General features: G+C 54.5%; 13 protein-coding genes. 6 read left to right on the top strand and 7 right to left on the bottom strand.

Translation table 11 applies throughout. The annotated features are described in order from the left end of the window. Window positions 1-27 precede the first annotated feature (27 nt). A complete protein-coding gene (locus EI42_RS11845; protein ID WP_111322171.1) occupies window positions 28-456 on the top strand; it encodes a VOC family protein in 429 nt (142 codons plus the stop codon). A gap of 204 nt (window positions 457-660) precedes the next feature. On the opposite strand, the gene EI42_RS11840 is transcribed toward EI42_RS11845, so the two are convergent. Beyond that, a complete protein-coding gene (locus EI42_RS11840; protein WP_111322109.1) occupies window positions 661-1,359 on the bottom strand; it encodes a TetR/AcrR family transcriptional regulator in 699 nt (232 codons plus the stop codon). 209 nt (window positions 1,360-1,568) lie between these two features. On the opposite strand from EI42_RS11840, the gene EI42_RS11835 reads away from it, so the two are divergent. From EI42_RS11835 to EI42_RS11815, 5 genes are all read left to right on the top strand, one after another. Further along, on the top strand, window positions 1,569-4,688 hold the full coding sequence (locus tag EI42_RS11835; protein ID WP_111322107.1) for a winged helix-turn-helix domain-containing protein: 3,120 nt from the start codon (window positions 1,569-1,571) through the stop codon (window positions 4,686-4,688). A gap of 81 nt (window positions 4,689-4,769) precedes the next feature. Further along, window positions 4,770-4,982, top strand: coding sequence for a hypothetical protein (locus EI42_RS11830; protein WP_111322105.1), 213 nt, complete (start codon window positions 4,770-4,772; stop codon window positions 4,980-4,982). Between the two features lie 178 nt (window positions 4,983-5,160). Then, complete coding sequence (locus EI42_RS11825; RefSeq protein ID WP_246046525.1) at window positions 5,161-5,703, top strand: PPOX class F420-dependent oxidoreductase; 543 nt, start codon at window positions 5,161-5,163, stop codon at window positions 5,701-5,703. Between the two features lie 18 nt (window positions 5,704-5,721). After that, a complete protein-coding gene (locus tag EI42_RS11820) occupies window positions 5,722-6,129 on the top strand; it encodes a hypothetical protein (RefSeq protein ID WP_111322103.1) in 408 nt (135 codons plus the stop codon). A 222-nt stretch (window positions 6,130-6,351) separates the two neighbouring features. After that, window positions 6,352-6,888 (top strand): GNAT family N-acetyltransferase, encoded by a 537-nt coding sequence (locus tag EI42_RS11815; protein WP_111322101.1) that lies wholly within the window; start codon window positions 6,352-6,354, stop codon window positions 6,886-6,888. A 126-nt stretch (window positions 6,889-7,014) separates the two neighbouring features. Here EI42_RS11815 and EI42_RS11810 read toward each other — a convergent pair whose 3' ends face one another. From EI42_RS11810 to EI42_RS11790, 6 genes are all read right to left on the bottom strand, one after another. Further along, window positions 7,015-7,977, bottom strand: a complete 963-nt coding sequence (locus EI42_RS11810) for an aldo/keto reductase family protein (RefSeq protein ID WP_111322099.1) — start codon at window positions 7,975-7,977, stop codon at window positions 7,015-7,017. A 318-nt stretch (window positions 7,978-8,295) separates the two neighbouring features. Then, entirely contained in the window at window positions 8,296-9,453 is a 1,158-nt protein-coding gene (locus EI42_RS11805) for a GDSL-type esterase/lipase family protein (RefSeq protein WP_111322097.1), read from the bottom strand. A 280-nt stretch (window positions 9,454-9,733) separates the two neighbouring features. Further along, window positions 9,734-9,874, bottom strand: a complete 141-nt coding sequence (locus EI42_RS32480; protein WP_170142557.1) for a hypothetical protein — start codon at window positions 9,872-9,874, stop codon at window positions 9,734-9,736. A 93-nt stretch (window positions 9,875-9,967) separates the two neighbouring features. Beyond that, entirely contained in the window at window positions 9,968-11,068 is a 1,101-nt protein-coding gene (locus tag EI42_RS11800) for an aminopeptidase (RefSeq protein WP_111322095.1), read from the bottom strand. A gap of 690 nt (window positions 11,069-11,758) precedes the next feature. Then, a complete protein-coding gene (locus EI42_RS11795; RefSeq protein WP_111322093.1) occupies window positions 11,759-11,989 on the bottom strand; it encodes an MbtH family protein in 231 nt (76 codons plus the stop codon). 222 nt (window positions 11,990-12,211) lie between these two features. Then, a complete protein-coding gene (locus EI42_RS11790; protein WP_111322091.1) occupies window positions 12,212-12,859 on the bottom strand; it encodes a phosphatase PAP2 family protein in 648 nt (215 codons plus the stop codon). Between the last annotated feature and the right edge of the window lie 295 nt (window positions 12,860-13,154).

Here is a 13,154-nt window from a genome sequence, read left to right as displayed (position 1 = left end):
TGGAAAGAAAGCAGGGCAACGATTGCTATGAAGCCACGAATTACCGTTATCACACTGGGCGTCGATGATCTGGAACGGTCGCTTGCCTTCTATCGTGATGGGCTTGGCCTTCCAACACAAGGCATTGTCGGGACAGAGTTTGAGCATGGTGCTGTCGCCTTTTTTGATCTGCAAGCTGGCGTGAAGCTCGCCATCTGGAATCGGGATGACCTTGCCCATGACACCGCCCTCGCAAAAACAGCACCCGGCCCGACTGAATTCACGCTCGGTCACAATGTAAGCAGCAAAGCCGAAGTTGACATCGTGATGGAACAGGCAAGAAAAGCAGGCGCCAGGATTCTCAAACCGGCCCGAGAAACCTTCTGGGGCGGCTATGCGGGCTACTTTCAAGACCCCGATGAGCATGTATGGGAAATCCTCTGGAATCCCCAGCTCTTGCCCGAAGAGACGGCATGATACCGGGTAAAAATATGGATACGTGCTGTACGTGTTTTCATGCAGCACGTATCGCCTGTCCGCAGCTTGCCAGCTTTACGTCTCTCTGCTGGAGGCACCACCTTCTGAGATGAGAACATATCCTGCTACTTCTCTTGCTTGAAAAATCTCATCATCAAACATACATCTTCAGCCTCTTCAACCCGCCAAAAGAGAAATGAGCCTTTATGTTTCGTCAAGAGACTCATCCTTTCCAAACATCGGACCCAGAATAGCAGCCAGCCGGACAAGGGCATGAGCCACCGGCGGAAGCCAGAGTATCGGCAGCAAGAGCTTCAGCATATCGCGCAAAAACGCGATGAGCCGCCATGTTCTGCTTGTATCACGGCTCTCATCAATCAGCCAGAACAGGATCATTCCCATATGCATCGCATAGAGCACCGTCGCCAGATCGTCGTGTTGTGCCGCTTTTGGCGCATCCTTCGCCCCTGCAATCACCTCGCGATAGGTCAGGCGGGCCCGCCGTCGAATCTCAGTTGTCTGCTTACCAAACACGCCCACATTCGACCGGGCATTCAGCGCCGTGCCAAACAGCGCGCTCAGCGCCTCCCGATGGGGAGCCATCAATTCCAGTTGTTTTGTAATCAAGACCTGAAAGCGCTCTGGCAGCGAACTGACGGTCAGATCATGCGTGAACTGATCCAGTTCCGCGCACAGATCGCGATACAACTGCAAGACCAGCTCTTCCTTGCTCGCAAAGTAGCGATAGGTCAGGCCCGGCGAATAGCCAGCCTGCGCCGCGATTTCACGCATCGTGGTCTCTTCATAGCCTTTCGAGGCGAAGAGCGTCAGGGCACTTTCCAGGATACGTTGACGCGCCTGTTCGCCCTTCAGCGTCCGTTTGCTCTCTGCCGCTTCACTCATCTCTTCCTCCCTCACCAGAAGTAAACACGTTTACTTTTCAGTATACGGCGTGAACTGATGGCTTGTCAAGGAGAACGGCCAGCCCGCTAAAATAGGTAGCTCTTTTTATTGATCGGGCAAACAGGTTTACCTGTTCCCCTTTTCTTGCTATACTCTAACTGTTGGGAAGAAAGAACATCGTTGGGAAGAACACACAAGAGAAAGGTCCTATGCCCAGATCACCCCTTCACATCCTTCGCTGGTCCTCAGAGCGCCATCAGTATGAACTCGTGACGCAGCACCATCTCGAACAGCACTTTCACACGGAACATCAATGGCTCCTATGGCTCGAAACCGCAACGTCGTTCTCCTTTCAAGGAGCATCGGGGCGTCTCAACGTCTATAAAGAGGCTCGGGCCCGAGGAGGAACATACTGGTACGCGTATGCCCCCGCCTCAAAACGCACTCGAAAACGCTATCTCGGGCAAACGGCCAACCTTACCTTCGAGCGGCTAGAAGAGACCGCCCGAGCGCTCAACAGCAGCTCGCCAGAAACCACCAGCCCACCACAACCCGTCGAGCAGCCTGTCATTCTGCGCACCAAACTCTCCCCGCCACACCTGCCGGTAATGGCGATCAGGCGAGCGCGCCTGCACACACGCCTGGATGCCGCCAAATCCCATCGGCTCACGCTGGTCAGCGCATCCGCCGGCTGGGGGAAAACAACGCTGCTCTCGGCATGGGCTGCGCAGGCCCCTGAACGCGTCGCCTGGCTGTCGCTGGACGAGCTGGACAATAACCCCGTACGCTTCTGGCTCTCGGTGCTCGCGGCGCTCCGAACCCGCCTGCCCGCTATCGGGAAGCACACACAGATGATGCTCAACGCACAACAACCTCCGGCTCTCACTACCATCATAATGACGCTCCTGCATGATCTGGAAACGCTTGCAGAGCCGCTCTTTCTCCTGCTGGACGACTACCACCATATCACCGAGCAGAGCATCCATGACACGATGCTCTTCCTGCTGGAACATCTGCCCCCTCATCTGCACCTGATTCTTGTCAGTCGCATTGATCCACCATTTGCGCTCTCCCGCCTCAGGCTTCACGGCCAACTCCTGGAGCTTCGAGACGCTGACGTCCGGTTTCTTGAAGATGAGGCCGCTTCTTTCCTCTCACAAACGATGGGACTCACACTGGAAGCCAACGACGTACACCTGCTTGTTCGCCGCACAGCGGGATGGGTTGCGGGTCTGCAACTGGCCGCGTTCTCCATGCAGCACTATGAGGATCGCTCGGAGTTCATCCGTGCCTTTACCGGCGGGCATCGCTCCCTGCTGGACTATGTGCAAGAAGAGATTCTGACCGGCCTGCCTCCGGCGCTGCATGACTTTCTGCTTCAAACCTCCCTGCTGAAAAGCATAACCGCCCCTCTCTGTCAGGCCGTCACGCACGAGACGAGAAGCCAGGAATTGCTTGAGGCAATCGAGCGAGCGAACCTCTTCGTTGTTCCTCTGGACAGAGAACGGCGCTGGTATCGGATCCATGATCTCTTTCGCGAGGCACTTCAGAGGCGCCTGAAGGCCACACAACCGGAACTGGTGCCGCTTCTCCATCAGCGAGCGGCACGCTGGTATGAGGAGCAAGGAGCCAGGCAGGAAGCGATTGCCCACGCGCTGGACGGGGCCGACTATGACTATGCCATTGCCCTGATGCAGCAGCGCGTAGAAGTCGCCTGGCTTCGCGGTGAGGCCCAGAACCTCTATCACTGGATTATGGCGCTACCCGAAACGTACATTCGCGCACATGCGGATTTCGTCCTGACCGCTACCCTCTATCTGCTCAATACTGCCGCTTCAGTCAGCCACCCACAACATCGGAGCACACTCGACCGGGTCAAACAGATGATAACACGTGTTGAAGCCAACCTCAGGCAGCCTGATCTCCCGGAACCAGAGAACCTACAGCGTTTGCAGCAGCGACTTTCCCTGCTCCATCTTGGGATAGAGCATATAGAAATAATGGCAAGCACGAGCGATGATATCGAGACGCTCATCAGGCGTCTCACACAGGTTCAGCAGCAAATGCAGGCGCTTCACCTGGATGATGAGATCGTGTGGCACACAATCCCACTTTCCGTCGCCTTCATTCTTCACTGGTCGCTCTTGCAAAAGAGTGGCTTTCTGATTCCTCAGTACCAGGAAGCCTGGCAGCGCGCAAGGCAGTCCGGAAACCCTTTTGCTCTGCTCAAGATCTCCCAATGGTTGGCCCTCCTGTATTTGGGCGTGGGTCAGTTGAGCCTGGCGTATCAGCAGAGCATTGAGGCCCTCGCCCTGATTGAGCAGTTCGACGGGTATGCGCTCCTCAAGGGCTATTTTCTCTTCTGCCTCGTCAATGTACTGTATCACCGAAATCAGGTAGAAGAGGCTCGCCCTCTCTTGCAATCCATGCTTCATGATGCCCAGATCTTCCAGCAAGTTGATCTTCAGATCGCAGCGCGGATCTATCAAATCAAAGTGGAACTGGCAGCAGGTGAGCATGCTCGTGCCCATGACATGCTACAACAGGTGCAGGCGCTGGTCCAGAGCCAGGGCTTTTCTCTGCATGCAGAACGAATCATCCCGGTCTGTGTTGAATACTGGCTGGCAACTGGTGATCTCGCTCAAGCAGCTCAATGGGCCACCTCATACACATCCGAAACCTGGAAGGACAATGACACAGCGACAGTGCTGCTGGTAGCTCGCATCTTTCTCGTGCTTCAGCGCTACCCCGCCGCTCTTGAGCTGCTGGAGCGCTTCCGAGAGCAGTATTTTGAGCAAATGGAGAATACCGAGAATAAGGCCGAGTTTCTGGCGCTCCTTGTTGTCGCACTGCACCAGACCGGAAAACGAGAACAGGTGCATACCACCCTGCTGCGTCTCCTGGCCCTCTGCGAGCCAGAAAAGCGTCTTCGGGTTCTCCTGAACATGGGCCAACCGATGCGGCACATCCTCACCCGCTTCCTGAATAGTGACGAGGACGCAACGCTACGCTCCTTTGCCTCATCTGTTCTTGCCGCATTCGCCCGGGAGGAACAAAGGCGCGTGGGAGGCACATCCGCCAACAAAGCGTCAAGAAACGCTTCAGCGCCCGCTTCTTCCAATCCGCTGACCGCTCAGGAACAGCGCGTCTTACGCCTGCTGGCAGCCGGACAGACCTACGCCGAGATCGCGGAGCGGCTTGTTGTCTCTCGTAACACGATTAAAACGCAGGTCAGCAGTATCTATCGCAAGCTCGGCGTCAGTCGGCGCGTTGAGGCGCTCACGCTGGCACAGCAGCTCTCTCTGCTCCAGGAGAATATCACCCCTTGAAATCACGCACAAGGGTGATGTTTCTCCCCCGATCTCCTCTATACTTTCCCTCAGACAACCTGTAGAGAAGGAGAAAGCACAATGCATGTGCAGATCCGTATCAGAGGGCATCTCGGCGCGATCTGGCAACCCGAAATTGAGGACTTACATATCACTCATCAGCCAGATGGCACGTCGCTTCTCTCAGGTCAGCTTGCAGATCAGGCCGCACTCTACGGGGTGCTTCTGACTATTCGTCGTCTCGGCCTGACCCTGCTGTTTCTTGAAATCGAGGACGAGAAGGAAAGCACTTGAGGACCGGTCAGGTGCCCTACCTTACCTCGGTATCCCTTAACAGTGACCGTACCGAGAAGGCATTGCAGGCCGCCGAAAGTCATGTGCGCGAACACTTTGTGCATGCCTGTCTGTGGTCCTTAGTACATCTGTTGTGCCAGGATAAGCCTTTATCCTGCTCAGATACTTTCAGTGGGGCATGGCGCCTTCGCTGCGGTCCATTCGAGGGGCCGAGAGCGTCGAGCTGGCCTACGGCTCGCTCCTGGAGAGAGGAGCGCTGATGGTCGTGCAGGCCGGATCCGCAACCAGTAGATCTATTAAAGAGAAAGAGGAGCATATGTTTTCAGAGCGTGAACGTGCATTTCTTGACAGCCAGACGCTGGCTCGGTTTGCAACTGTAGCAGTCAATGGTCAGCCCGATGTTGATGCGGTCGGCTTTGGCTTTGATGGGGAGCGCTTCTATATCAGCGGCTATGCCCTGGAGCGTACACGCAAGTATAAAAATATCGCTGCCGGACAGAAGCAGATCTCGCTCATCATCGATGATCTGGTCTCACTTGAACCACTGATGCCACGCGCCATCAAGCTTCATGGAAAGGCTGAGATTGTCACCCTTGAGCAAGGCTATCGGGGGCCCGGGACCTACATTGTCATAACGCCAGAAGTCTCATGGAGCTGGGGGGTCGACGCACCGGCCTTTCAAGATGGGCAATTTGTTACCAGAAAAATCATCTGGCAATAGAAACAAGCGAGGGATTATATGATAACAGCAGTTCGTGTCATTCATTGGATCAGCAATATTGCGGGCGCGGGAGCACTGGTGTTAGGACTTTTGCACTGGTTCGCGCATATCAGCTTCCTTTCCGTGCATATGTGGTTCGGCCTGACTGTCACGTTGGCTCTGCTTGCCTTGAGTGTCATCTTGCTCCTGACCAGAGGCTTGAGGGTCGCAGGTGCGTTAGGCATCATATACGCAATTATCATCCCTCTCTTTGGGATGAATCAGTTTCAGCTTCTCATTGGCGAGTGGCATTGGCTTGTGCAAGGAGCACATTTGCTGGTCGGCGCCGGAGCGATGGCGTTTGTGGGTATCATGAGTGGGTACTATCACAAGCGGGCTGAGGGAAAGGAGACACCTCAACTGTCTACCCCCCGGGTCGTCGGCTAATACCCATCTATCTATAAAAGGTATGCGAGTTGTGTTGGGAGAGCACTTCCGCGTCTGTGCTGGTCGCATTGAGATGGGCAAATACCGCCACTACAGGCAGTGGGTAAGCTGCCCGGACAACATACGAGAGCCCATAAGGTGGTATACTTAAAACTCCGTATACATTCGACTGCTCTTTGCTTTCTGGCTACGCTGAAATAGCGAGAGGGAGAAAAACAGACGATGTCAACAGAGAGCAACACCAACCGAAACGCTGTACGTCTTGAGCCGTGGGGGAAAGGCGACCTTCCCCTGCTCAAACAACTACTCGGTGATCCAGCGATGATGCACTATCTTGGCGGCCCTGAAAGCGAGGAGAAGCTGATCAAGCGCCAGGCCACCTATGAGCAGATGTCGAAGCCAGAAGAGGGCCGCATGTATAAAATTGTCCTTGAGGACACGGGAGAGGCGGTCGGCTCGGTCGGGTACTGGGAGAGCGTCCACAATGGGGAAGCGATCTATGAAACAGGGTGGTTGGTCCTGCCCGGGTTTCAGGGCCGGGGCATTGCAAGCGCAGCGGTTGCTCTGGCAATAGCACACGCAAGGAAAGCAGGCAAGCATCGCTATCTGCACGCCTTCCCCTCGGTTGAGAACCACGCCTCCAATGCGCTCTGTCGCAAAGCTGGCTTCACATTGATCGAGGAATGCGATTTCGAATACCCGAAAGGTAGCTTTATGCGGTGCAATGATTGGCGTCTCGATCTCCTTGCAAGCGACTAGCCGCAACTGAATAAGAGACTGTACCGCGATGGGCAGCACAGCAACGAGGCGACCAATCAGACAGCCGCCTCTGTTGTGGCTGCACACCCTGGCATGCAGCTTCGTGCCGGTTCACAGGCCGGGCTTCTAGTAGCTAATGAGCCCCTCCAGAATGGCATCAATCCGCTCCAGCACATCGCTGCTCAGATGGACATCGCTGGCTTTGACGTTCTCTTCGATCTGCTCAGGGCGCGAGGCTCCAATGATCGCTGAGCTGACGTTCTTCTGACGCAAGGTCCAGGCCAGGGCCAGTTGTGCCAGCGTGTAGCCCCCTTCAGCCGCCAGATCCTTCAAGCGCTGCACCGCTTCCAGAATGCGATCTTGCATCAACTGATTGATGAAATAGTTGATCTCGTTGTTCGCAGCTCGCGTTCCTGCGGGCGGTTGCTCGTTCGGTCGATACTTGCCGGTCAGCACGCCCTGCGCCAGCGGAGAGAAGACCACCTGACCGATGCCCTCGCGCTCACACAGCGGAATGATCTCGTTCTCGATGCGACGATTGAGCATGTTATACTGCGGCTGGTTGGAGACGATCGGATCTGCATTCAGCGCTCTCGCCGTATGCACTGCATCCGAGATCTGCGCGGCTGACCACTCCGACACGCCGACATAGAGCACTTTGCCCTGTGTGACCAGATCATCAAGAGCCCGCACCACCTCATCAATCGGGGTTTCGGGGTCATAGCGATGGCACTGATACAGGTCGATATAATCTGTGCCCAGACGCTTCAAACTCGCGTGGCACTGCTCCATGATATGCTTGCGTGATAACCCTTTATCGTTGGGGCCATCACCCATCGGGAAGAAGACCTTTGTAGCCAGCACATAGGAGTCTCGGGGAAAAGCTTTCAAAGCCTGCCCGACCACCTTTTCCGCTTCTCCACTATTGTAGACGTTCGCTGTATCAAAGAAGTTCACGCCAAGCTCATAGGCCTTGTGAACACAACGCGTCGTGACATCTTCACCCACAGATTGACTGTAGGTCAGCCAGCTTCCAAGCGCGATAGAACTGACCTTGACGCCAGCTCGTCCGAGGCGACGATACTCCATTACAACACATCCTTTCATTCGACGCTTCAGCGCATCCAGATCTACTGTTCAAAAGATCCAAGCGAGATGCAGTCAGGACTATAGAAAAGAGCATACTGCCTTCACAAGGCTCAATAACCGCGTTCGCGCAACATCTTCACTCTGACCGCTCCCTTGCTTGTTCATACAGTATACAGGCACAGAAGATCCCTGTCTATATTGTTTATCCTGCTGAGGCAGGGAATCAAGCGGGTTCTTCAGCCGAAGAGGGAAACAACCGCCGTCTCTCACCCTGCTTTCCCCGGAAAGCCCTGGTACCGCCAGAGGAGACACAGCATCCTACGCCGTGCGTTCCGGGCTTCCGGTCAGGAGCGCGATGTTTACAGCTTCAGCCATGCGCCGATAGCCGTCATCATTGGGATGAACGCCGTCGCCGGAATCATAGGCCGGATGGAGCCTCGCAGCATCATCAGGAGAACAGAGCGGCGTCGCGAAATCGAAGACAGCGTCAAAGCACTGCGAGCCCTGTTCGAGCAGCCACGCATTGACAAGCAGACGTTGCTCTTGTTGCTCGGGAGTATAGCCGCCGGGCAGAATTGTCGTACCGAACACGCGCCGATACGTTTGTCTTGCTTGCTTCGCCACCCGGTGTAGCGCCTCGATGACCGTCGCAGCCGGCACATCAGCCCGCAGATCATTCGATCCAATATGCACAATCAGGTCGGTTGCTCCCGGCTGTGCCAGCACATCCCAGGCCATCCGCTGTATGCCCGGCTCTCCGAACAGATGGGACGGCTCCCCTTCATAGGACGGAGGGAATTCGCCGGTCAGTTGATTGCCCGAAAGCCCCGCGTTCAGGACCGACATCACGCGCTGTCCGCCCGCCCCCTGCAAGCGACGCTCCAGATAATCGGGCCAACGCTTGTTTGCGTTCGTGGTTGAGCCAAACCCATCTGTTGTCGAGGAGCCAAATGCGACAACAGCATTGAGCGGAGTCGAGGGCAAAACATCGATACCAGTCAGCAGCCACCACGACGTGGTAAGCAGCGGATAGGCCAGAAAAGCCGCATCCACTTCCAGAGCGGCCACATCTCCTAACCTCGAAACATACGAGGTTTGTTGGGCGCTGAAATGGCCCGTCACGCATTCACCCCGCTCCACGAAAAAGGAGATTGCCAGATCGCTCAACGCCTGAACAGGAAACGCCACCGGATCGCTGACCGCCTCCTGCTCCGGCTCCAAAGTCAGCATTGGTCTGCCCCCAAAAGTGACCGGTCGCGTTTTCGTACTGAGAATCGGCGCCCCGGCGACGTCACCCACACACACCGAAGCGAGCGTGACCGACTCATCCCCATATCGATTCGACAGGCGCACCCGAAGCTGTTCGCCACCCACATGCAGATGCACGATCTGACGCAACGTGCGTCCCTGCATATTAGCCGAAAGGACCCGTGAAGGTGCTGTATACCACGCCCCGACCCAGTTTGACAAATCCATTCTTTCAATCCTTCCCTTGTTCTTCAATCCCCGTTTCGGGCTCTTTCCCTTTTTTGGGGGCGAGGCACTCACATGGCTTCTAGCGCCTGCTGATAGATCGAGTCGCGGAAGTCCTGATTTCTGCAAAATACGTAAAATAGCTGAAAATAAAACTTCGCAATGGACTTTCGGCCTCCACAATGCAGATACTCATTCTGACTACATTCCTCTTCGACAGATAGATGAGGCGGGGTCAATATTTCTATACAGCTTCCTCCGCAGGAGATTCTCGCGTCGTGCGTCACGGGGTATCAGCGATTTCCCTTACAACATCCAGATCAGCCAGTACCGAAAGCACATCCTGCTCGCTATTCTTGTCCACAGTATACACTTTTCTTCTTCCCCACACAAGCCTTTTCACCCGTTTTTCCTGCTGTTTCATCCTGCTCTATTCTCCGGACAACGCGCCACATCCACCCAGACGAACACTCCGGCACCCCGCAAGCGCGCCATACCGGAGCGTTCAAGCGAGAGGCTAGATCAAAAAGCGCCCGTTCTCGTAGCAGAGCTTTCCATCTGCGTACACCTTGCCCTCATGCAGATCACAAACCAGATCCCAATGATCGGCAGACTCATTCATGCCGCCCGTCAAGCGGATCGAGGCCCCAAGCGCCATATGCATCGTCCCACCAATCTTTTCATCGAAGAGCGTGTGCCCGGTCGCTTCCTGAATGTTATAATTCGTGCCAAAAGCGACTTCACCCAGATAGCGAGCGCCCGCATCCCGATCCAGCATCATATTCAGATACTCCAACCCACGGCTTGCATAGCTCTCAATGACCTTGCCATCACGGAACGTCAGCCGAATGTCCTCAACAAGATTACCGTCACGGTTTGCCGGATAGCGAAAACGAACCGTTCCGTTGACCGAGTTCTCGATAGGCGAGCTGAACACCTCTCCATCTGGCATGCTGTATCGACCATCGCAATTAATCCACTTGCGCCCGCCCGTGCGGTACGTCACATCAGTGTCAGGGGTCACCACATGAATCTCATCATGTTGCATCAGGAAATCGACGAGCTTTTTTTGCTCATCGTGCACTTTCTGCCAGGCTGCCAGCGGATCTTCTTCGTCAAGTAGCTCCGCCCGATAGACAAACGCCTCGAAATCCGCAAGCGACATACCCGCATCCTGCGCGTGAGCATGCGTCGGAAACAGCGTCCCACACCAGCGAAAAGCTCCCTCCGCCTCACGCTGCATCTGGCGGTTTATCTGTGTGGCATGCGCCCGCTTATAGAGCGCCAGCCGGGCGGGATCGATGCGGGTAAGAGCGCGGGTATTTTGCTCGGCCCAGATGGTCAGGCCAGCATCAAAGTGTTCCGTCACGAACTGCTCAACCGGGGCAGTGTAGCTGAGTTGCTCGTCATTTGCTTCCTGAAAGAAAATCTCGCGCATGCCATCCAGATGAATGATGGGATACACATGAGCGCCCGCCCGGAGCGCTTCACGATACACAGCACGAACGAGCGGAGCGGCAACCTCAGGAGCCCGGATCACAAACCGCTCGCCAGCTTTCAGCTTGAACGAATAGTGAACAAGTACCCGAGCGAGCTTCTGAAGATAGACATCTGCCATGTGAATGACACCCTTTCTTTCTGAATCAGAAAAAAACAGAAACGGCTCTATAAGGAAATAAACTACTTCTTTTTCTCTACTTACCCTGTAATAAAGTATAACAGCAAAAACAGGAAAAGAGTAGCAACAATTCTTCATTTCTGAGCACTTGCAACACTTCATACATGAAGCATACATAAAACAGAGAAGGCAGCCACACTATCCTGGAGCGGAAAAGGGAAAACTCTCTAGTGATGATGCCAGGGAAGCAAAGAAAATGAATACGTTTCTCTCTCCCCACCCTTCAAGCCACTTGCATCGCACCTCTCTTCGCTGAACTATTACCCACATTACGCCACACCCGATCTTCAACAACCGGGTAATATTGGCCTGCAATGGCGCCTGAAGCAAGCTCCTTGTTATCAGCAAAAGGATAAAGGGCGAACACACAATCTTCTCAAAAATGGGAAGAGCAAAGCAGATGAAGTCCTTATACGAGTCACCGGGAACGATGCGCGACGAGATGCAGGCGCTGCTGTCATCTCCTGAGAGAGGATTGAGCCTGCTCCGGTACGGGATACACAGCCTTCGCGCGAAAGAGCAGAGGAGCCCGATGCCTCCGTACAAGGGCATAAAAACGGACAATCCGCCCGTTCACAAAGCCAATCGAGTGCCCTCTAGCTGGAAGAAGGCACTCAAGGGCAGCCGGACCTATTCCCGATTCCGCTCCGCAGCCTCTTCCATCTTCTTGCGGAGGCTCAGCGGTCGCATGTCCGTCCAGACCTCCTTGATATATTCCAGACACTCAGCCTTTGTTCCAGTCCTGCCAGCATCACGCCAGCCAAGCGGATTATCCCTGTCCGCGGGCCAAATAGAGTACTGTTCCTCGTGGTTCACAACTACTTTGTACTGTGTTTTATCCTCGTTGTCATTCCAACTCATAACAGAACCTCTTTTCCTGGCTAAACAACATTTATCTATTGCTATTATAAATGTTTCCATAAAGTCATTTCAAATGATATACTACTTGAACATCGGCAGCAAGCAAGCACCTATCGGATACACCTGTTCTCACAACCCGCCAAAAATCGGGACGACGGTAACAGCTCTACCAGACTTCACTTAACTGATACATCGTGTCACCGTCGTACTGACTTGCCCCTGCTAGGCAAGATAACAGCGATGGGCAAACGCGATTACAGCCCGCGTCGGCCTTTCCAGGCGGTGCCGCAGCCATGTCACGATTCTCGCAGAACCCAACCCTGTACATATTCCACCCAGAATATCACCTGGATAGTGCACACCAACAAAGATACGCGAAAATCCTACCAATGCCCCTACTACCAGGAACGCCCCTGTCAATAGAATCAGAAAGATCTGTCTCTTTGGTGGAAGCGTGAGCCGGAACAGCCGTGGCAGAGCAAACAGCAACATCCCCACGACCGCAAACGACCACGCAGTATGATCACTCGGGAATGAGGCATCTGCTGCATGATGAACCAGCACCAGCGCACGCATGGCAACAAAAGGTCGCTCCTCAAACGCAAGGTGACCGATCACAACATTGAACCCATAGGCAAGCGCGCAGGCGACAGCAACCCAGAGCACCAATGACCGACGCTCAAAGGCGGCCTGCTGCTCGTCCGTCGACTGCATGGACCGCCGCGGCAGCCCCCAGAGCACCAGCAGCAACACCGGCCAGCAGAAAATCAACCACTCTGCACAGAATATCATCACATCGTCAAGCCAGGGGAAGCGACCGGCCAACTGATTGACCAGGTGAAACAGCGTTGCATTAAGCGTTAACAGCATCCATTTCTCCTCTATCCTCTCAAGAATCAGGTGAAGAATGTGTCTTCCCTCTCCACCTATCCTTTCAGAATAGAACGAAACGCGCAAAAACTCAACGTTTCAGGACCCTTTTCACATTGCCTCGGTTCCATCTCAGCAAGCACTCGAAGCCTTTCACCCTCCACCCTATAAAGAGCTACTCCACCATTCCAGACAACCAGCCTCTTTCCACATAGATAGACACAAATTTCTACTCATCCTGCTGCTTCTCTCTCACATATCACCACTTATAGAATGTGAAACTGTAGCACAGCTT

The organism is Thermosporothrix hazakensis (assembly GCF_003253565.1).
Classification (GTDB): domain Bacteria; phylum Chloroflexota; class Ktedonobacteria; order Ktedonobacterales; family Ktedonobacteraceae; genus Thermosporothrix; species Thermosporothrix hazakensis.
The sequence above is the reverse complement of the archived record's forward strand: the minus strand, read 5'-3'. Positions and strand labels throughout refer to the sequence as shown.

Bases quoted from the DNA above. Each gene is read 5' to 3' on its own strand.
- EI42_RS11845 (WP_111322171.1), top strand. From the start codon at position 28: ATGAAGCCACGAATTACCGTTATCACACTGGGCGTCGATGATCTGGAA.
- EI42_RS11840 (WP_111322109.1), bottom strand. From the start codon at position 1,359: ATGAGTGAAGCGGCAGAGAGCAAACGGACGCTGAAGGGCGAACAGGCG.
- EI42_RS11835 (WP_111322107.1), top strand. From the start codon at position 1,569: ATGCCCAGATCACCCCTTCACATCCTTCGCTGGTCCTCAGAGCGCCAT.
- EI42_RS11830 (WP_111322105.1), top strand. From the start codon at position 4,770: ATGCATGTGCAGATCCGTATCAGAGGGCATCTCGGCGCGATCTGGCAA.
- EI42_RS11825 (WP_246046525.1), top strand. From the start codon at position 5,161: ATGGCGCCTTCGCTGCGGTCCATTCGAGGGGCCGAGAGCGTCGAGCTG.
- EI42_RS11820 (WP_111322103.1), top strand. From the start codon at position 5,722: ATGATAACAGCAGTTCGTGTCATTCATTGGATCAGCAATATTGCGGGC.
- EI42_RS11815 (WP_111322101.1), top strand. From the start codon at position 6,352: ATGTCAACAGAGAGCAACACCAACCGAAACGCTGTACGTCTTGAGCCG.
- EI42_RS11810 (WP_111322099.1), bottom strand. From the start codon at position 7,977: ATGGAGTATCGTCGCCTCGGACGAGCTGGCGTCAAGGTCAGTTCTATC.
- EI42_RS11805 (WP_111322097.1), bottom strand. From the start codon at position 9,453: ATGGATTTGTCAAACTGGGTCGGGGCGTGGTATACAGCACCTTCACGG.
- EI42_RS32480 (WP_170142557.1), bottom strand. From the start codon at position 9,874: ATGAAACAGCAGGAAAAACGGGTGAAAAGGCTTGTGTGGGGAAGAAGA.
- EI42_RS11800 (WP_111322095.1), bottom strand. From the start codon at position 11,068: ATGGCAGATGTCTATCTTCAGAAGCTCGCTCGGGTACTTGTTCACTAT.
- EI42_RS11795 (WP_111322093.1), bottom strand. From the start codon at position 11,989: ATGAGTTGGAATGACAACGAGGATAAAACACAGTACAAAGTAGTTGTG.
- EI42_RS11790 (WP_111322091.1), bottom strand. From the start codon at position 12,859: ATGCTGTTAACGCTTAATGCAACGCTGTTTCACCTGGTCAATCAGTTG.